The sequence below is a fragment of the Vibrio sp. 10N.247.311.47 genome, from assembly GCF_041467535.1.
GTDB lineage: Bacteria > Pseudomonadota > Gammaproteobacteria > Enterobacterales > Vibrionaceae > Vibrio > Vibrio crassostreae_C.
Genome location: NZ_JBFSUR010000005.1, coordinates 92,712 through 112,309 on the forward strand (window position 1 = coordinate 92,712; position 19,598 = coordinate 112,309).

Sequence of the window (19,598 nt, forward strand, 5' to 3'; positions counted from 1 at the left end):
CTGCAATATAAGTGGTTCGCTAGCGTTTACGCCAAGCTTGGGTGCGCTTATCGAATAACTTGTTGATTAGCATATGAATCAACTTCGCACTCGCTGCAGATATCATGATCATCACCGCCATCGCTGCTGCTGCACCGGTTTGACCTGCATCGTCCATATTCAGTACTGATACTGACGCTGGAATCGTATTGGTAGAATACAAGAATACTACCGCAGATGTCGTGGTAAGTGCATTAATAAACAGGTATGTCGCAATATCTAAAATCGCCGGCAGACAAACAGGTAACGTCACCTTAAAGAACAGCTTGTATTGCGGTAAGTTTACCGAAGCCGCTGTTGCTTCAATTTCGGAAGGCAGTTGTTTCAATGCCGTTAACGCCGTCATGTGCCCTACCGTGTAGTAGTGAACCACGGTATTAATCACCAAGAACGCCATCGTGCCATACAAGAAGTTAAGTGGGTTACTCAAATCATTGAAGTAGAAGATATAACCCAAACCCAGCACCATACCCGGAACGGCCATCGGAACAACGCTGAGCATTTGCATCGCTTGACGAACAGGACCGAAGGCGCGACCTTTCTCAATGCAGTATGCACCTAAGAAAATCAGAACAGTACCAATAACCGCAGTCCAAGCACCAAGCGTTAAGGAGTTGAAGAATGGCGCCCAACCATAAGTACTCATTTCTGCGAAGTTGTAGTTGTTTAGCGTCAGCGCTTTGTTCCAAGGCCAGAAGGTGACCATCGAACCGTATATCGCCATGCCCAACACAATAACCACAGCAGCAGAGATGATGGTGCAATAAAGGAAACATAAGCCATCACGTAGTGAACTAGGTTCAGGTTGGTACGCGACAGAACGAGTATCAAACAAGCTCTTTTGTTTCTTTTGAACCCAGCGGTCAACGGTAAACGCAAGCAACGCAGGTAATAGCAGCAAGATACTGGTTACTGCACCCATAGAGAAGTTCTGTTGACCAACCACCTGCTTAAAGATGTCAGTCGATAACACGTTGTAGCTACCACCTATCACCTTTGGCACACCAAAGTCACAAACCACCAGCGTAAACACAACGATCAGGGTACTGATCAAGCCGTATTTTGCCGCAGGTAACGTCACCATAAAGAAAGTTTTTAACGATGAAGTATTGAGTGCACGTGCTGCCTCATAAAGGCGAGCGTCAGAGGTTCTTAATGAGGTGGTCAGAATCATCAAGGCGTGTGGAAACGTCCAAAATATCAAGCCCAGTGAGATACCAATCAAACCATAAACCGAGTTGCCCCCCAAGACTTCTTTAGCGATACCTTGGTTACCAAATAAGAAGATAAGACTGATTGCAGGAAGCAGTGACGGAGCAAGAATAGGCGCAGAACCCAGTACTTGAAAAAGCCCCTTAAAAGGCATGCATGAACGAGTTAGCGCATAGGCATAACCAAACGCCAAGACACCCACGACTACGGTCACTAGCAATCCAAGCGTGAAGGTATTGCCTACCGACTGCCACAGGCTTTGAGACGCAAAATACGTAGCGAAATTCTGTAAACCTACAAATTCACCGTCTGCGTTCTGAACACTCTTTTTCAACATTGCCCACAGTGGCATCAGGATAAACAACGTCATGACCACAGACAAAAAGGCCAACAGCCCAAATAGAATTACGTTGTCTTTGCTTAACCGAGCCAAAAAAGGTTGTACTCGTCGTTGAATTAGCAGCTTAGATTGCATCATTTGAGTCGATTCCATGATTGATTACGCCGCCTCGTCTTTCATCACTTGCAGGCTTTTCGATGAGTAAGCTCTAAGGCCTTCTTGATCAAACGCCACGTAACGAATATCACTGCGACGCAGCTTCAATCGGTTGAACTCTTTGACGGGTACATCAACGATGATCTCTTTCGCCGTTGAGTCATGTTGCAATTGACACTCAACACGATAAAACGCCCCTAAGAATTCGCTTGATACGATTCTCACTGGCAAGGATTCACTAAAACGATCAACAAACTGGATTTGCTCTGGACGAACGGCAATATCAAAAACATCACCCAGATTTGGCGTGAGATTATCTAAGCCAGGTAACGGCAGCATTGACTCAGCAATACGCATCTTGCCTTGAGCCGCAACAGAAGCTTGAATAAAGTTCATGCTACCAACAAACTCAGCCACAAAACGACTGACAGGTTTTTGGTAGATCTCTTGAGGAGCACCGACCTGCTCGATAACACCATGATTCATCACGACAATACGGTCTGCCATCGTTAACGCTTCATCTTGGTCGTGCGTCACCATAATAGTGGTGATACCCAATTTGCGTTGCAGTTGGCAGATCTCATCACGTAGGTGTGTTCTTACCTTCGCATCCAACGCAGAAAGCGGTTCATCGAGTAGCAACAAGCCTGGAGACAAGGCTAATGCGCGAGCCAGAGCAACACGCTGCTGCTGTCCACCAGATAGCTGATTTGGAAATTTCTGACCAGACGTTGGTAAGCCGATCGTCTCTAACCAAGACTCAACCGTCTCAAGGGCTTCTTTGGTCGACATGCCTTGGTTTTTCAGCCCAATCGCAATGTTTTCTTCCACAGTGAGGTTTGGAAACAAAGCGTAAGACTGGAACACGATGCCAAAGTCGCGCTTTTCTGGTGGCAAGAAGGTCGTATCATTACCGTTCTGCTCAATAGAACCTGACGTTGGTAAGTCTAGGCCTGCAATCGCACGTAATAAGGTGGTTTTTCCACAGCCAGATGGGCCAAGGAAGCAGACGAACTCGCCTTTATCTATCGATAGGGAGATGTCTTTTAACGCTGTAAATTGGCCAAATTGCTTTACAACGTTTTCAATATTCAAATAAGTTTGGTTGCTCATACTACAGCACTCTCTACATGGTATATACCAAATTTATACTGAGAATATTGCAGTTGAGTGACAAATTTATAGAAGCTAAATGACAGTTATATTGCAGATATAATAAGCATTAAAAATTGCTATTTGTTCAACATTGAAAGTTAGTTCAACGTTGAAAGCCCTCAGTGACTTGCCCATAAATCACTGAGAGCCTCAATGTAAACTTCTAATTTAAACGCTAGATTAATCTATGATTCAACCTTGTCGGCTTTGCCCGCCGCACCTGCGAGTTTGGATAACTGTTTATCTAGCCACAATGGCGTGCTACCCGAATCTTCCGCGTTCTCTTTTCTTCGTACCGCATCACGCACTATCATCGCACCTACCCAACGGAATGGCTCTGGCGGGAAGTGTCCTAATGGGCCTTTAGTTAAACCGCTTCGCGTCCAAGCATTGTCGATATCGAGTACCATTGCTGACAAAATCTTCCCGCCCATACGGGTTTGAGCAACGCCATTTCCAGAGTAACCAAGCCCATAATAGATGTTGCTTTGGCCTTTTAGATTACCGAAAAATGGCAATCCGGTGACCGAACGATCTGAGCCGCCAGACCAGTTGTAATCGAATTCACTTTGTTCCAATTTAGGGAACAATTTTTGGAACGATTGATTGAGAATCGGTAGGTAGCTAGTCGTTTGGTTGAACATGCTTTCAACCTGATTCGCAAACGAGAATTTATTGCCGCCTTTGCCCAACATGAGTCGTCCGTCCTGGGTATCTCGGTAATAGTGGACAAAGATACGCGAATCTACCACCGCTGCCCCTTTCTCTGGACCAAACTGCTTGAGCTTTTCAGGAATAGGCTTGGTCACCACCATATCGGAAGAGACAACCACTATGCTGCGTTTGAACTCTTTAAAGTGATCGAGCATCCACGCATTGAGCGCTAAGATCACTTTATCGGAAGTTATCGTCCCACCCTTAGTTTGGACGCGAACTGGTGAGCCGTAATCAAGAGAAGTCATTTCTGTATTTTCGTAAATTTCGACACCCAATTCGATCGCAACGCGGCGTAAGCCTCTCGCCAATAACGCTGGCTGCACACTACCCGCAGCTTCTGAGTAGTAACCCTCAATGTGGCGATCAGATCCCGCTTTATCAGCCAAAGAATTGTCGCACTTCTTCCAGCTATTGATACCCTGCTTAACCAGCTCATTAACAACAGGCTCCATTCCACCCTTTTGCGCTTCATTGGTCGCCGTGTAGTAAGTACCGCTTCGATATAGATGCGCGTCAATCTTGTGTTCGTTACAGAAGGCTTCAATCTCGTATATAACCTTTTCCGATTCCTTAACCAACCATTTCGCTTGTTCTTTTCCGTAGAGCTTTTTCAGCGTCGGATACTTAGTTGACCACGTCAGCATGCAACCGCCGTTCGCACCAGAAGCACCGCTACCACATAGACCTTTTTCAATCACGACAACATGCTTTTCGGGTTGCTGTTGTTTGATTAAAATCGCCGTCCATAAACCCGTATAGCCACCGCCAACAATGGCGATATCACAGTTGACGTCTTTTTGGAGCGACTTCGCCGAATCTAGCCCCTCATTGATGTTGCCAAACTCTTGTTCTAACGCTTGCTTGAACCAATATGAGTAGTGCTTTGTCATTTGTTGTACCTTACTTAAAACCTAAAGGCGTAAAACTAAAAAAGGAAGACCGAAGCCTTCCTTTACTGATCTCTAACTTCTAATGAGCTGCATATCTAATGGACTACGTGTCTAATAAGCCATATATCTAATAAACCATGTGTCTAATAAGCTCGGTAGATAATTAACCAAGGAGCTCATGAACTAAAAAGCTCAGCAGATTAAGATTTTGGCTCTGATTTAGCGTCAAACTTCTCAGACCATGTTTTAAGAACGTCTGCACGTTCACTGCCCATGCGAGCGAAGTCCATTTTTGCCATGTTCTTTTCTACATTAGGGAAGTTCTCTGCTTTGCCTGTCACATCTTGGTGACCAACAACTGGGTACATTTCGATGTAAAGCTCATTTGCCGCTTTAGAAATAGACCAATCGATAACACGTTGTGCTGCATCAGAAGGCTTAACAAGGCCTACCGCTTCAGATTCCCAGCCGATGCCTTCAGGTGTAATCACTGAAAGTGGAGCGCCTTGAGTTTTCAGCTTAGCGCCACGGCTCGCCATAGAAATACCGATAGCGACTTCACCCATGCCCGCTTGAACACATGGCTTAGAACCTGAGTGCGTGTAGTGAGCAATATTTTGGTCTAGCTTCTGCATGTAGTTCCAACCTTGGTCTTCACCCATGTTTTGTAACCAAGCCGAAACCTGCATGTAGCCCGTACCAGAAGATGCTGGGTTTGGCATAGCAATGTGGCCTTTATAGATAGGCTTGGTTAGGTCATCCCAAGATTTAGGTGCAGGTAAGTTAAGTTGCTTAGCCATCACTTCGTTGAAACAAACTGCATTGAAGAATGCATCATTACCGTACCAAGCTTGAGTAGACTGTGGGTCGTTAAGGTTAGCGCGTAATGCTTCTACACCTTGAGGCATATAAGGTTTCAGGATGCCCTCTTCTTTAAGCAGTGCCATTGAAGAACCAGCAAGTCCCCAAACTACCTCTGCACGCGGGTTGTTTTTTTCGGCCAATAATTTTGCCGTCATGATCCCAGTTGAATCACGTACCCACTTGATGTTGATGTCTGGGTTTTCACTTTCAAATGCGTTTTTGTACTTCGCTAAAATGTCAGTTTCAAAAGCGGTGTAAACCGTCACTTCCTGTGCTGCATAAGCATTACCAGCCAATAGAGTAACTAAAGCTGCAAGTGATCCTTTCATAAAACGGTTTTTCATCATTTTCTCCAGTCAGGCCCGATGCCAAGGTTAGGAATTGCCAAGGTTAAAGTTGTTAAGGCTAGAAGCTCCATCTAGAGGCTTCTATATCCATAAATTCATTTAGGTTGTTAACACACACCTTTGCATTGGTATGTACCAGATTTCGAGTATTAAGCTAACTGGCTTTTATGACGATTAAATGAACAAAAAATGGCAATTTAAAGATCGGAAAATTTCTCAACACAAGTGACAAATTTGAATATGAAGCTTTTGTGAAAATAACGTTTGGGCTATTTACGACCGTTTAAATTGGTTGTTAAAGTAATTGCAAATACTGGTATAGTCCAAAATACAAATCACGAGAATTGAACATGAGAAACGAATACTTACTGCTGACACCGGGCCCTTTATCTACTTCTGAAACCGTTCGCCAAGCGATGTTAAAAGATTGGTGTACTTGGGATGATGAATACAACAAAGACGTTGTTGAAGTGATTCGTAGCAAGCTAGTGACTTTAGCGACTAAGCAAGCGGGATATACAAGCGTATTAATGCAAGGTAGCGGCACCGCTTCGGTAGAAGCAACAATCGGTAGCGTTATCTCTAACAACGGTAAGCTTCTTGTTGTTGATAACGGTGCGTACGGCGCTCGTATTGCTCAAATCGCAGAATACTTAAACATTCCATGCCATGTCGTTTCCCCAGGTGAAACATCACAGCCTGACTTGAACGAAATGGAAACGGCATTGGCCATGGATTCAGACATTACTCACGTTGCGATTGTGCACTGTGAAACCACGACAGGCATGCTGAATCCAATTGAAGACATTGCCAAATTGGCAAAACAGCACAACAAAACCGTCATTCTCGATGCAATGTCGAGCTTTGGTGGCATCCCTATGGATATCGCTGACTTAGGTATCGATTACATGATCAGCTCTGCAAACAAGTGCGTCCAAGGTGTACCGGGCTTCGGCTTTGTTATTGCTAAGCAATCGGAACTGGCAAAGTGCAAAGGCCAAGCTCGTTCATTAAGCCTTGATCTGTTTGACCAATGGCACTGCATGGAAAGCAACCTCGGTAAATGGCGTTTTACCTCTCCGACGCATACAGTGCGTGCTTTCTATCAAGCTCTACTTGAATTGGAACAGGAAGGTGGTATCGAAGCTCGTCATAATCGCTACCAAACAAACCAAACCACACTGGTTGCAGGTATGCGCTCTCTTGGTTTTGAACCTCTGTTAAATGATGAACTTCATTCACCGATTATCACCTCTTTCTATTCTCCAACTCATAGCGATTACCAATTCAAGGAATTCTATGACCGTTTGAAAGAACAAGGTTTTGTGATTTACCCGGGCAAGGTTTCAAACGCCGACTGCTTCCGAATCGGTAACATCGGTGAAGTGTATCCGTCAGACATTGAAGCTCTAATTGACGCAATTAAGAATGCTATGTACTGGGACATCAAATAATGACGATGGCCAATCAAGATTCTGTTCTAAAGGCGACACACTTTCGAAGCGAAGGCGATGTGAACACCACGCCAGCGCGTGAGAAATGGAACGAGTCGCTAAACGATGATGCGACTCAAGCGATGTTAAAACGTGACTCTGACGTATTTCTTCATCAAGCGATGTCAACGCCTTGTCTAGACACACTTGAAGCAGCTGAAGGCATCTACATTCAAGATGCGACGGGCAAGAAGTACATGGACTTTCACGGTAACAATGTTCATCAATTGGGTTATGGCCATCCACATATCATTAATAAAGTGACTCAACAAATGGCTTCATTGCCGTTTTCACCACGTCGCTTTACCAATGAAACAGCCGTTCAATGCGCTGAAAAGCTGACACAGATCTGCGGTGGTGAGTTGAACCGCGTGTTGTTTGCACCGGGTGGTACTTCGGTTATCGGCATGGCACTCAAACTGGCTCGACATGTCACCAACAACTTCAAGGTCGTTTCACTGTGGGACTCATTCCATGGCGCGTCACTGGACGCAATTTCAGTGGGTGGTGAAGCTTGTTTCCGCGAAGGCATGGGCCCGTTAATGGCTGGCGTAGAACGCATTCCACCAGCCGTCTCTTATCGTGGCGCTTTCCCGTTTAACGAGAATAGCGCAGTCAATGCAAACGAAACTGCATGCGACGTTCACTATGCCGACTATTTAGAGTATGTGATTGAAAAAGAAGGTGGCATTGGAGCCTTCATTGCCGAAGCAGTGCGTAACACAGACGTTCAGGTTCCAAGCAAAGCTTACTGGAAGCGCATCCGTGAGATCTGCGATAAGCATAACGTCATGTTGATCATCGACGACATTCCAAACGGTATGGGTCGTAGTGGCGAATGGTTCACTCACCAGGCCTTTGATATCGAACCTGACATTCTTTGTATCGGTAAAGGTTTTGGCGGGGGCTTGGTTCCAATTGCAGCCATGGTCACTAAAGACAAATACAACACGGCAGCGCAAGTATCACTTGGTCACTACACCCACGAGAAAAGTCCTATTGGCTGCGCAGCGGCACTGGCTACGATGGAAGTGATTGAGCAAGAAAATCTACTTGAAAAAGTACAAGCGGACAGCGCATTCGTGCGTGAACAACTGCTTCAAATGAAAGAGAAATACCCAGTCATTGGTGACGTTCGCGGCATCGGTCTGCTTTGGGGAGTGGAATTGGTCACTGACCATATCACCAAAAACCGAGCGTTCGATGAAGCAGAAGCAGTACTTTACCAATGTCTGAACGATGGCCTGAGCTTTAAGGTTTCACAAGGTAACGTGATTCAATTGAGCCCACCATTGATCATCAGCCGTAGCGAGCTAGAAGTCGCTCTGTCTGTATTCGAAAAAGCGATAGCCAAAGTCTGCAAAGATTTTGAATACCTTTAATTCTCGAAATCAACATTTAAACCAATAACCTTAAACAACCATTTGTTTCCCAGAACTTTGAACTGGGAGTGACACAAAAATAGGACACTATTATGAACACGACATCACCTATCCAAGCGGTTATCTTTGACTGGGCCGGCACTATCGTTGATTTTGGGTCGTTTGCTCCAACTAGCATCTTCGTTGAAGCATTCAAACAAGGTTTCGACTTTGACATCGACTTAGCTGAAGCGCGTGAACCTATGGGGATCGGCAAATGGGACCACATCCAAGCAGTGGGTCGAATTCCAGCTGTTGACGCTCGTTGGAAGGCTCAGTTCGGACGCTCCATGACAAGTGAAGACGTTGACGCGATCTACGCGGCATTCATGCCTCTTCAAAAAGCGAAAGTAGCCGATCACGCAGCACCTATTTTGAATGCGATAGAAGTGGTCAATAACCTAAAAGAGAAGAACGTGAAGATCGGGTCTTGTTCAGGTTACCCACGTGAAGTGATGGATGTTTTAATTCCTGCTGCTGCAGATTACGGTTACCGACCAGATAACGTGGTAGCGACCGATGACTTACCTCAAGGTGGTCGCCCTGCTCCATTTATGGCACTGAAAAACGTAATCGATCTAGGTGTAACTAGCGTTGCTGCGTGTGTAAAAGTAGACGACGCAGCACCGGGGATCGATGAGGGTCACAACGCAGGCATGTGGACAGTTGGACTTGTATTATCGGGGAACGAAGCAGGCTTAACGTATCAAGAATATTTAGATGCAGACGAGACAACACTTACAGCTGCACGTGAAAAAGCAAGCGTTAGGCTAAACGAATCAAACCCGCACTACTTGATCGATACCATTGCAGACCTACCAGGCGTCATTGCAGATATTGAACAGCGTTTACTGGCAGGAGAGCGCCCATAAGCAAAAGCGAGATGTTCACGTGACGTAAAGTACGTGAAAAACATCTCTAATCGCTTTAATTCAAATCCCTATCCAATCATGTACTCATTCGAGTTATACATATTGGGTGGGGATTTTTGTTTTATAAGCATGATAAAGCGCAAGTTTTTTACTTATTACCCGTAGCGCCACTGGTAAATAGACGAGGCTAGGCTATAGCTTAAACATAAACATTCCAACAAATGATAAAATCAACAATAAAGGCATCTTAAATATATAATATTTAACAATTTCATTGACTCCAATACGCAATCAGATTAACAATATAAGTACTGAGAAAGAAACAGGTTCACCTGAACCAACACCTTGATTTACTTATTATAAGCAGTGTCGTAACCCAATAAGTGATCGTTTTACTGGTAAGTTCAGATAAAAATAAGAGTTAATCCAAGGAAAAAATTATGAAAAAACTGTCAAAAATCATGTGTGCTGTTGTAGCCGCTTCAGGCCTAGCAGCAGCGCCTTCTATTGCTGCAACGACTTACGTGGGTGCAAAAGTGGGCGTGGGCTGGCTAGACAGCGCATGCGTAAGCGGTGAAAAGTGTGATGATGATGCAATTGGTGCAGGCATCTACTCTGGCTACAATTTTAATGACAAGTTTGGTATTGAGCTAAGCTCAGACTTCCTTGGCGACTACAAGACAAGCTTTTCAAAGAACGGCACAACAGCTGCGTTCAGCGATCCACTGATCGCAATCTCGCTAACTCCAATGTACCGCCTAGCAGTACAACAAGAGTTTGACGTATTCTTTAAAGCAGGTCCTGCTTACATTTCACACGGTGGCGAGGATGACGTCGTTCTTTCTGCTGGTATCGGTGTAGAGAAGCAACTATCTTCTGATTGGGCATTACGTGTTGAATACCAATACTTTGATGATTTCGACGACAACTACGTTCAAGACCTGAACTCGAATCTACTATCAGTTGGTGTTAGCTACAACTTCGGTACTGGCAACACAACAGCATCAGCGGCGGCTGCAACAGCTTCTGCAGTAGCAGTGACTCAAGCGCCATCTGAGCCAATCACAGAACCAGCAGTTGTTGTTGAAGAGAAGACAACCGTGGTTGTTACTAAAGCGCAAACTGAGAGCTTCTCTCAAGGTATGTTTGAGACAAACAGTACTGAACTGTCTACAGATGGTAAAATTGCATTAATGCCATTAGTTGAAGTACTTAAAGCTCACCCTCAATCATCAGTTGATGTTGTTGGTCACACCGACTCAACAGGTGCAGCTGAGTATAATCTAATGATCTCTAAGAAACGTGCTGCTGCTGTAGCCGCATACATCGAAGAGCAAGGCATTGAAGCAGACCGTATTACAGCGTCAGGTGAAGGCGAAGAGAATCCAATTGCATCAAACGCTACAGCTGAAGGTCGTGCTCAAAACCGTCGTGTTGACGCAACGATCCCTGGTTTTGAATACCAAGAAGAAGTCAAAGTTGAAGAAGTTATCGTAGAAGCTGCTGAATAATAGCACTCTACCTTAGTTAAAATAATAAGGGCGGAGCACTTTAAAGTGCTCCGCCCTTTTCTTTGTCTGGCTATGCCTAAAAACCGTAAGCGATAAGCCGTAAGCCGTAAGCCGTAAGCCGTAAGCCGTAAGCCGTAAAGATTAGCCTACCGCCAAGCTGTACAATCAGAAGACTAGACGATTTCCCAACTATGAGTCATCTCTACGCCAGCACCCAACATTAGACATACAGAACAGTACTTTTCTAATGAATCCGCACACACCTTAGCGACCTGCTCAGGATCAAGGTTGTCACCAGACACTTCAAAGTGAATATTAATCACAGTAAAGATTTTCGGCGCTGTTTCACGACGTTTGGTTTCAAGCTTTGCATTGCAACCAGTGATGCTTTGACCCGCAGATTTCAAACCGTCCACTACATCAACAGAGCTACAGCCACCAGCAGCCATTAACACCATTTCCATCGGGCTTGGCGCAGTAGCACCGCCGCTTCCATCCATAACAATAGAATGGCCTGATTGAGATTGACCGAGGAATTTAAAGCCTTCGACCCATTTAACTTCTGCTTGCATGTTGTTCCTTAGATGTACGAAAACGTCATCATTATTTGGTATTTTATATCAATGCCTACACCCTACTACTGGCGGCATTTATGAGCAAGATTTTCTATTTGAGATATTTTTTTCATGAATAGTGTAATTTTTTCCATCTAAAACCTGTCTCTATTCGTACATTCAAAATCGAATGAGAAAAACGTCAAGATGAGGTATCTATGAATAAATTATCTAAAATATTGGTATCACTCGTGGTTACACTACCACTGATTTCGCTGTTTGTAAGCCAGACTGGCACTGCCAATACAATGGATAAAACGGCTAGTTCAGGTAAAACTGAAATCGCGACACTGGCTGGTGGTTGTTTTTGGTGTACAGAATCCGATCTAGAAAAACTGACAGGCGTGACCGACGTTATCTCTGGATACTCTGGTGGTGAACTGGAAAACCCAACCTACAAACAGGTCTCTTCGGGTAAGTCAGGTCACATCGAAGTGATCAACGTGACCTATAACCCTGATGTGGTTAGCTACGAACAGGTTCTTGACCAATTCTTCCGACACATCGACCCAACCGATGACAAAGGTTCTTTTGTAGACCGAGGCCGTCATTATCGACCGGCTATTTTCTATCATAACCAAGCACAAAAAGATGTTGCTCAGAACTTCATGATGGAGATCGACAAAGCTAATATCTTTGGTGCACCACTAAAAACAGAACTGATAAAATTTGAGAAGTTCTGGCCAGCAGAAGATTATCACCAAGATTATTACAAGAAGAGTAAGGTTCGTTATAACTACTACCGCTATGCTTCTGGCCGCGATCAGTACCTAGATAAGATCTTCGGTGATGATAGAAAGGACAACCCTAAAACACTACGTCAGATCATCGACAGTAAGAATGCGACAGCGAATGCTAAAACATACGTAAAACCGTCTGATGCAGAGATCAAAGCGAAGCTTACAGCACTTCAATACGATGTAACGCAAGAAGACGCTACTGAGCGCCCATTTGACAACAAATACTGGGATAACAAGCAAGAAGGTATTTACGTTGATATCGTAACTGGGGAGCCATTGTTCTCTTCAAAAGACAAATACAAGTCAGGCACAGGCTGGCCGAGCTTTACACAGCCAATCAGCGAGGCTTATGTCGTCACAACTACTGACTACAAACTGCTTTACCCAAGAACAGAGGTTCGCAGTAAGTTTGGTGATTCTCACTTGGGACATGTATTTAAAGATGGTCCAAAACCAACAGGCTTACGTTACTGCATGAACTCAGCCGCAATGCGCTTTATCCCAGCGGATAAATTAGCAGAAGAAGGCTATGAGGAATACGTTGAGATGTTTGAGGGCTAAGCATTCAGCATTTAACGAACAGCCTATAACAACAAAGCCAGCATATCGCTGGCTTTGTTTTTATTTACAGAGCTTTATTTATCAGCCCGTGAACCTAATTAACCAGTCAACACCGTGTCTTCTGGATATTTCAACAAGGAAGGTTCTGGGCGAGCTAGCATATAAGCCAAGGTCAGGGGGCCGATACGTCCAATCACCATAACAACAATCATGATGTATTTACCTGGCTCAGTCAGGTTCGCGGTTAAGCCAGCGGTTAAGCCAACCGTTGCAAAGGCTGAAATCACCTCAAACATGACTCGATCAAACGCTGCCTTTTCAGTAAGCATTAACAAAAACATCGCGGTGGTTAATAACGCCCCACTTACCACAATAATGGCCAATGACTTTGTTACCGCTTGCCAAGTCACAGTGCGCTTAAACATCACCACGTGCTTTTTCTGACGGAGGAAGGTCCACGTTGCGACAAAGGCTACTGCAAAGGTCGAAACCTTAATACCACCACCTGTTGAGGTAGAACCTGCACCAATCAACATCAGTACAATCATTACCAGCAACGCAGGCTGTGTGTACTGAGACAAATCCACACTATTAAAGCCAGCAGTACGAGCACTTGCCGACTGAAAAAATGCGGCTAGCCACTGTCCTTGAGTCGATAACCCTTCCATGGTTGCTGAGTTATTTCTTTCTAGCAGCCAGAACAATACCGTACCTACCAACAATAGAGTCGGAGTGGCGGTTAGCATAATCTTGGTGTGTAAATGAAGATGTCGAAAACCTTTACGCCAGTTACTCGATAGGTCGCCGACGACTGTGAAGCCTAGCCCACCGAAAATAAACAAGCCAGCTAAGGTGAAGATCACCAGCGGATCATCAACAAAACTCATCATACTGTCTGAAAACAGTGCAAAACCTGCGTTATTGAATGCAGATATCGCATGAAATAGAGCATAAAAACTGCCCGTTGACCATCCCATCTCAGGTACCCAGCGGAAGCAGAGCAATACAAAACCGATAAATTCAGCCACTAATGCAAAGATGATGATCTTCTTAACCAATTTACGAAGGTTAATCTTACGATCTTGGCCAAGCGCTTCTTTCGCGAGTGCTTGTTGTTTAAGGCTTAACCTAACACCGAACATGTAAAGCAGTACCGCAGATAGAGTCATCTGCCCTAACCCGCCGACTTGCATCAAGAACATCAGTAAGATTTTACCCGCCAAGGTGAAATGCTCACCGGTATCGACAACACCTAATCCTGTCACACTGATCGCCGAGGTTGCTGTAAACAGTGCATCCGTAAAACTTAGGCCTGTCACAGAGAATACAGGCATCGTCAACAATATTGCAGAGGGGATAAGTACGCCTAAGAAGCTCGTAAGGATAATCTTAGGTTCAGAGCCTTTACGTGGCTTTTTATCACTCTTAAGCGTGTAGAAAGTACCTTTTCGTTTTAACGAATTCATACTGTTACCTTATTGCCAATTACCAATTGCGTAGCTTTCTAGATAAGGTCTCTTTCGGCCCAGCGATGATCACCACATCCCCAATTTCTAAACTCACATCCAATTCTGGTGCTTTAGTGAGGTTCGGCCCTCGCTTGAAGCCAAGTACCTCAACACCATTTTCTTTACACAGCTTAAGATCGCCAAGTTTCTTACCCAACAGTTTAGAACCAATAACAATCTCCGTCATCGCTAAGCCACTGCCAAGGTCGATAAATTCGAGAACGCGTCTATCCAACATTTTACGCGCAACACGAATGCCCATATCTCGTTCAGGCATGATGATATGGTCAGCACCAATCTTAGAGAGAATCTTGCCGTGAAACTTATCGTTCGCCTTAACCCAGACTGCTTTTGCTCCAGATTCTTTCACCACCAAAGTCGTTAGAATGCTTGAGTTAACGTCAGAGCCTATCGACACCATCACCATATCGTAATCATCGAGTCTTAACTCTTTCACCGTCTCTTCGCTCGTGCAGTTCGCAACAATCGCTTGTGAAACAAAAGCCGCTGCTTCTTTCACTCGCTCTTCATCAATATCGACGGCCAGTACCTGTGCCCCTGAACTTTGTAGCTCTTTGCAAACAGACAGACCAAATCGCCCTAAACCGATAACTGCATATTGTTTGTCGCTCATTTGAAATCCTGTTTAGAAATTTTAATTACACGGGATAGCCAAACCTACATTAGTTTCTATCTCAAAAAAAGTTAGTTCTGCAAGAATAAGGTTATACTATTGTCATAATCGCTTGATTTATAAAGGTAGAGAACAACTCGAGTTTCTGCTAATTTCCAATTCATAATTTCTGCGGCAGCACACACAATGAATGAATTCATAACCCAAGTACAAACCTACATCAACCAGAGCCATAGTGATTGGGCAAACAGCGTCCTATGCATCACTATTGCGAGTTTTCTCGCTTGGGTAGCTTGGCGAATTATCCATAATCGCTTGGAAGTTCTGGTACAGAGAACCCACTTTCACTGGGATGACCTACTACTAGAGGCACTGAAAACCCCTGTCAGTACGTTACTTTGGTGTTGGCCAGCGACCGTATCTATCGGGTTGATTCTTCAAGATCAGTTTGGCAATGAAATCAACTGGTTAAAAACTCTCAAGCACATATTGATCATATGTACCTTCGTTTGGTTCACCTTACGAATGATCACCAATGCTGAAGCATACGTCTTAGAGCAAAAAAACAGGGATGAGACAACTGTACAGGCGATTGCAAAAGTAGCTCGTCTGTTCTTTATGGTCATGGGCGGCCTGACAATCATGCAAGCGTTTGGACTCAGCCTATCAGGCTTACTCACCTTTGGTGGTGTTGGTGGCTTGATCGTCGGTTTAGCGGCTAAGGACTTACTGTCGAATTTCTTCGGTGGCATGATGATTTACTTCGACCGCCCTTTTAAAGTCGGTGATTGGATACGTTCTCCCGATCGTCAAATCGAAGGCACTGTCGAACGCATTGGTTGGCGCATGACGATCATCCGCACTTTTGATAAGCGTCCTTTGTACGTGCCAAATTCGGTGTTCAGTAGTATTGTGGTAGAGAATCCATCGAGAATGTTGAATCGTAGAATCAATGAAACCTTTGGTCTTCGTTATCAAGATGCAGACAAATTGGCGCTCATTGTTGATGATGTAAGAACCATGCTCGAGACCCACCCAGATATTGATGCCAAACAGACGTTGATCGTTAACTTTGACAAATTTGGGCCATCAACGCTCAACTTCTTTATCTATACCTTCACAAAAACAGTCAACTGGATCAGGTACCACAAAGTGAAGCAAGACGTTCTGTTACAGGTTCTGGCGATTATTCATAAACACAATGCAGACATCGCGTTCCCAACACAGACACTCAAGATTGACCCTCAAGACTTTTCTAATGTTCAAGATCATAACAGCGTTCAAAGCCTAGGTGATAATCAGAATATTAGCGATCCCAAAGACATGTTGAACTCCCCTACGGAAGGTCATCGATAGTCATATCCTTCTTGGTTATCGATAAGTAATAAGCGTGAAGCGTGGTAATATGATGGCAGTATTCTAATGCACCTAATTACCACGCTATGATTTTACCTGTCATTCTAGCCGGCGGCTCCGGAAGTCGTCTCTGGCCACTGTCTCGCGAGCTTTACCCTAAGCAATTTCTCAATATTGCCGGCGACCAGTCAATGCTTCAGCACACACTTCAACGCCTGCAAGGCCTTGAAGAGCACTTGATGGATAGTAAATGCGATGCCCCATTCATTATCTGTAATGAAGAGCATCGCTTTATTGCCGCTGAACAAGCTCGATCAGCTAACATTCAACATAGTGGTATTCTGCTAGAGCCAGTCGGTAGAAATACAGCCCCAGCCATTGCGCTTGCCGCCCTAAAGGCTTTAAGTAAACCACCGCTTAATGAACAAAGCGCATCCGACCCTATCTTGTTAGTGCTGGCTGCTGATCATCACATCGCGAAAACCTCTGAATTCCAACAAGCGATTAGTCGTGGTGTTGATTATGCAAAACAAGGCAAGCTGGTGACATTCGGTATAACACCTAGCTCCCCAGAGACTGGCTATGGCTATATCAAGCAGGGAGAGCCTCTTTCCTCCAGTGCTCAAACTGATACTAATGGAACAGAGCAGCCAATCAATCACGCCTTCGCCATAGAATGCTTTGTAGAAAAGCCAGACACAGCAACAGCAGAAGAGTACATCCGCTCAGGACAATACTTATGGAACAGTGGCATGTTCATGTTTAAGGCATCACGCTATGTTGAAGAACTCGCCGAACACCACCCTGAGATAGTAGCGGCTTGTAAACTCGCTCTTGCAACGCAAAATACCGACCTCGACTTTATCCGTATAGACGCTGAAGCATTCAAAAGCAGTCCAAGTGATTCAATCGATTACGCCGTGATGGAAAAGACCTCGCACGCCGCGGTGATCCCGATGGATGTCGGCTGGAACGATATTGGCTCATGGTCCGCGATCTGGGATGTAAGCGAAAAAGATCAGCACAATAACGTCATTGAAGGTGATGTGTTAACCGTCGACTCTCAACACAACTACATCCATGCTGAAAATAAGCTGGTTGCGACGGTAGGTGTCGACAACCTGATTATTGTCGAAACCAAAGACGCTATATTGGTTGCAAATAAAGACAAGGTTCAGGGTGTTAAATCGATTGTCAGTCAACTAAATCAAGCGGGTCGCACAGAACATGTGCATCATCGTGAGGTGTTTAGACCTTGGGGTAAATACGATGTTATCGACCTAGGCAAGCGCGACAAAGTTAAACGTATCACCGTTAAACCCGGTCACAAGTTGTCGTTACAAATGCACCACCATAGAGCGGAACATTGGGTAGTCGTGGCGGGTACTGCGAAAGTGACCAACAATGAGAAAACCTATCTGGTTGAAGAAGATCAATCCACTTACATCCCTTTAGGTCATATTCACAGCCTAGAGAACCCAGGGGATCTCCCACTCGAGATGATTGAAGTACAAACAGGCAGTCATTTAAGTGAAGGCGACATCATTCGATATCAAGACAGTTATAGGCGAGACGTGCGCAAGCAACAAGTCCACTCATCAAAGCACAACCAAACGAAATAAAGCAGCGACAAATCGATGAAACCAACATTAGACCTAAACTGCTTTAAGAACAACGATATCCGCGGCGTCATTGGTAAACAAATCAATGAGCCACTCGCCTACCTGCTCGGTAAGGCATTTGGCGAATACGTCCTATCCGCTAAGCCTGAAACCTCACTCGATGGTTTGGCGCAGGTAGTGATTGGTCGTGATAACCGCAAAACCTCCCTGTCATTACAAGAAGCCATGACCAAAGGCTTAATCGAGTCAGGGATTACCGTCATTGATCTAGGTATGACTGGCACTGAAGAGGTCTACTTTGCGACTCGTTACCTAAAAGCGATTGGCGGAATACAAATCACAGCCAGCCACAACCCAATCAATTACAACGGCATGAAAATGGTCGGTGTAGACGCTAGCCCTATCAGTAAAAACAGTGGTTTAGATGAAATCAAACGACGCATTGAAGAACTTAATCAAGAGCTGAACTGCAATTTACCGTTCGTTCATGCACAACCAAGTAACTCTAGTAGATCGAACAGTATTCTTGCTCCGTACGTCGAGCACCTACTCTCGTACATAACCCCATCAAAGCTGTCACCGATGAAGATTGTGGTTAATGCTGGGAACGGTGTTGCAGGACATATCATTGATGCTTTAGATAATAAATTTAACGAACTCGGTGTCCCTATCACCTTCATCAAAGTTCATCATAACCCTGATGGAAACTTCCCAAATGGTATTCCAAACCCTTTGATTAGAGAGAACCAAGCAGCCACTCGAGATGCCGTTTTAGAGCATTCTGCCAACCTTGGAATTGCTTGGGATGGAGACTTCGACCGATGCTTTTTCTTTGATGAGCAAGGCAATTACATCGAGGGTTATTACATTGTAGGGTTGCTTGCTGAAGCATTCTTGGTCAAACAGCCTAACACGACTGTATTGCACGATATGCGCATGACCTGGAACACAATTGAAATCGCAAAAACGCATGGTGGAAAAGCGATTGGAATTAAAGCAGGACACGCACTGATCAAAGAGAAGATGCGTGAAACGAATGCCGTCTATGGGGGCGAAATGAGCGCACACCATTATTTTCGTGATTTTGGATATTGCGATTCAGGCATGATTCCTTGGCTATTGGTTATCGAGCTGATGTCGAAAACTCAACAATCTCTTCACCAATTAACGAGTACTAGTATAGATAGATTCCCCTCTTCCGGGGAGATCAATCGAAGAGTCTCAGACCCAGAGCAGGTCATGGCTTGCGTGTTATCGCACTACCAAGATCATGCCGTTGAGATCGATCACACAGACGGAATCAGCATGAATATGGGCTCATGGCGCTTCAACTTAAGAAAGTCCAATACCGAGCCATTAATACGCCTTAACGTTGAAACCAAACAAGATAAAGCTTTACTGTCACTTAAAGTCGACGAGTTACTGTCTTTTCTCATTTAAGAATACAGACACTTCCAGTTTTCAACTAAGATCCACAAAAAAGCCCTTATTAACTGTTGCTAACTAAGGGCTTTGAATTTTCAGTAGCTTAATCGCTGACTGTAAT

The 19,598-nt window shown here is 44.6% G+C and carries 15 protein-coding genes; 8 read left to right on the forward strand and 7 right to left on the reverse strand.

What is annotated here, in order from left to right; translation table 11 throughout:
- Positions 1-19 precede the first annotated feature (19 nt).
- The 4 genes from AB6E51_RS05195 to AB6E51_RS05210 all read right to left on the reverse strand — a co-directional run bounded on the left by AB6E51_RS05195 (position 20) and on the right by AB6E51_RS05210 (position 5,720).
- Complete coding sequence (locus AB6E51_RS05195; RefSeq protein ID WP_372058053.1) at positions 20-1,729, reverse strand: putative 2-aminoethylphosphonate ABC transporter permease subunit; 1,710 nt, start codon at positions 1,727-1,729, stop codon at positions 20-22.
- 21 nt (positions 1,730-1,750) lie between these two features.
- Positions 1,751-2,860, reverse strand: coding sequence for a putative 2-aminoethylphosphonate ABC transporter ATP-binding protein (locus tag AB6E51_RS05200; RefSeq protein ID WP_017067332.1), 1,110 nt, complete (start codon positions 2,858-2,860; stop codon positions 1,751-1,753).
- 227 nt (positions 2,861-3,087) lie between these two features.
- The gene (locus AB6E51_RS05205; protein WP_372058054.1) at positions 3,088-4,509 is read right to left on the reverse strand and encodes an FAD-dependent oxidoreductase; all 1,422 of its coding nucleotides are present in this window, start codon (positions 4,507-4,509) and stop codon (positions 3,088-3,090) included.
- Positions 4,510-4,709: 200 nt separating this feature from the next.
- Positions 4,710-5,720: a putative 2-aminoethylphosphonate ABC transporter substrate-binding protein gene (locus AB6E51_RS05210; protein ID WP_372058055.1), complete on the reverse strand. Its 1,011-nt coding sequence runs from the start codon at positions 5,718-5,720 to the stop codon at positions 4,710-4,712.
- Positions 5,721-6,070: 350 nt separating this feature from the next.
- Here AB6E51_RS05210 and phnW point away from each other — a divergent pair, with 350 nt between their 5' ends.
- From phnW to AB6E51_RS05230, 4 genes are all read left to right on the forward strand, one after another.
- Positions 6,071-7,174: a 2-aminoethylphosphonate--pyruvate transaminase gene (gene phnW / locus AB6E51_RS05215; protein WP_102332028.1), complete on the forward strand. Its 1,104-nt coding sequence runs from the start codon at positions 6,071-6,073 to the stop codon at positions 7,172-7,174.
- Positions 7,174-8,595 carry an aspartate aminotransferase family protein gene (locus AB6E51_RS05220; RefSeq protein ID WP_102332027.1) on the forward strand — a complete coding sequence of 474 codons (1,422 nt, stop codon included), beginning with the start codon at positions 7,174-7,176 and terminating at the stop codon, positions 8,593-8,595. Before phnW ends, AB6E51_RS05220 begins: the two co-directional genes overlap by 1 nt.
- Before the next feature lie 92 nt (positions 8,596-8,687).
- Positions 8,688-9,506, forward strand: coding sequence for a phosphonoacetaldehyde hydrolase (gene phnX / locus AB6E51_RS05225; RefSeq protein ID WP_102332026.1), 819 nt, complete (start codon positions 8,688-8,690; stop codon positions 9,504-9,506).
- Between the two features lie 440 nt (positions 9,507-9,946).
- On the forward strand, positions 9,947-11,017 hold the full coding sequence (locus AB6E51_RS05230; RefSeq protein WP_017064823.1) for an OmpA family protein: 1,071 nt from the start codon (positions 9,947-9,949) through the stop codon (positions 11,015-11,017).
- Positions 11,018-11,190: 173 nt separating this feature from the next.
- Here AB6E51_RS05230 and AB6E51_RS05235 read toward each other — a convergent pair whose 3' ends face one another.
- Positions 11,191-11,589, reverse strand: a complete 399-nt coding sequence (locus AB6E51_RS05235; RefSeq protein ID WP_017064824.1) for an OsmC family protein — start codon at positions 11,587-11,589, stop codon at positions 11,191-11,193.
- Between the two features lie 200 nt (positions 11,590-11,789).
- On the opposite strand from AB6E51_RS05235, the gene msrB reads away from it, so the two are divergent.
- Positions 11,790-12,932 (forward strand): peptide-methionine (R)-S-oxide reductase MsrB, encoded by a 1,143-nt coding sequence (msrB, locus tag AB6E51_RS05240; RefSeq protein ID WP_102332024.1) that lies wholly within the window; start codon positions 11,790-11,792, stop codon positions 12,930-12,932.
- A 98-nt stretch (positions 12,933-13,030) separates the two neighbouring features.
- Here the strand turns inward: msrB and AB6E51_RS05245 are convergent, their stop codons facing one another.
- Together AB6E51_RS05245 and AB6E51_RS05250 are read right to left on the reverse strand one after the other, a co-directional pair.
- Entirely contained in the window at positions 13,031-14,398 is a 1,368-nt protein-coding gene (locus AB6E51_RS05245) for a TrkH family potassium uptake protein (RefSeq protein WP_017065604.1), read from the reverse strand.
- 19 nt (positions 14,399-14,417) lie between these two features.
- Complete coding sequence (locus AB6E51_RS05250; protein ID WP_019820412.1) at positions 14,418-15,074, reverse strand: TrkA family potassium uptake protein; 657 nt, start codon at positions 15,072-15,074, stop codon at positions 14,418-14,420.
- Between the two features lie 186 nt (positions 15,075-15,260).
- Here AB6E51_RS05250 and AB6E51_RS05255 point away from each other — a divergent pair, with 186 nt between their 5' ends.
- The 3 genes from AB6E51_RS05255 (at position 15,261) to AB6E51_RS05265 (ending at position 19,492) form a co-directional block, all read left to right on the forward strand.
- Complete coding sequence (locus tag AB6E51_RS05255) at positions 15,261-16,430, forward strand: mechanosensitive ion channel family protein (protein ID WP_065585022.1); 1,170 nt, start codon at positions 15,261-15,263, stop codon at positions 16,428-16,430.
- An 86-nt stretch (positions 16,431-16,516) separates the two neighbouring features.
- A complete protein-coding gene (locus tag AB6E51_RS05260) occupies positions 16,517-18,052 on the forward strand; it encodes a mannose-1-phosphate guanylyltransferase/mannose-6-phosphate isomerase (protein WP_017061744.1) in 1,536 nt (511 codons plus the stop codon).
- Positions 18,053-18,067: 15 nt separating this feature from the next.
- Entirely contained in the window at positions 18,068-19,492 is a 1,425-nt protein-coding gene (locus tag AB6E51_RS05265; protein WP_102332022.1) for a phosphomannomutase CpsG, read from the forward strand.
- Positions 19,493-19,598: the final 106 nt, after the last annotated feature.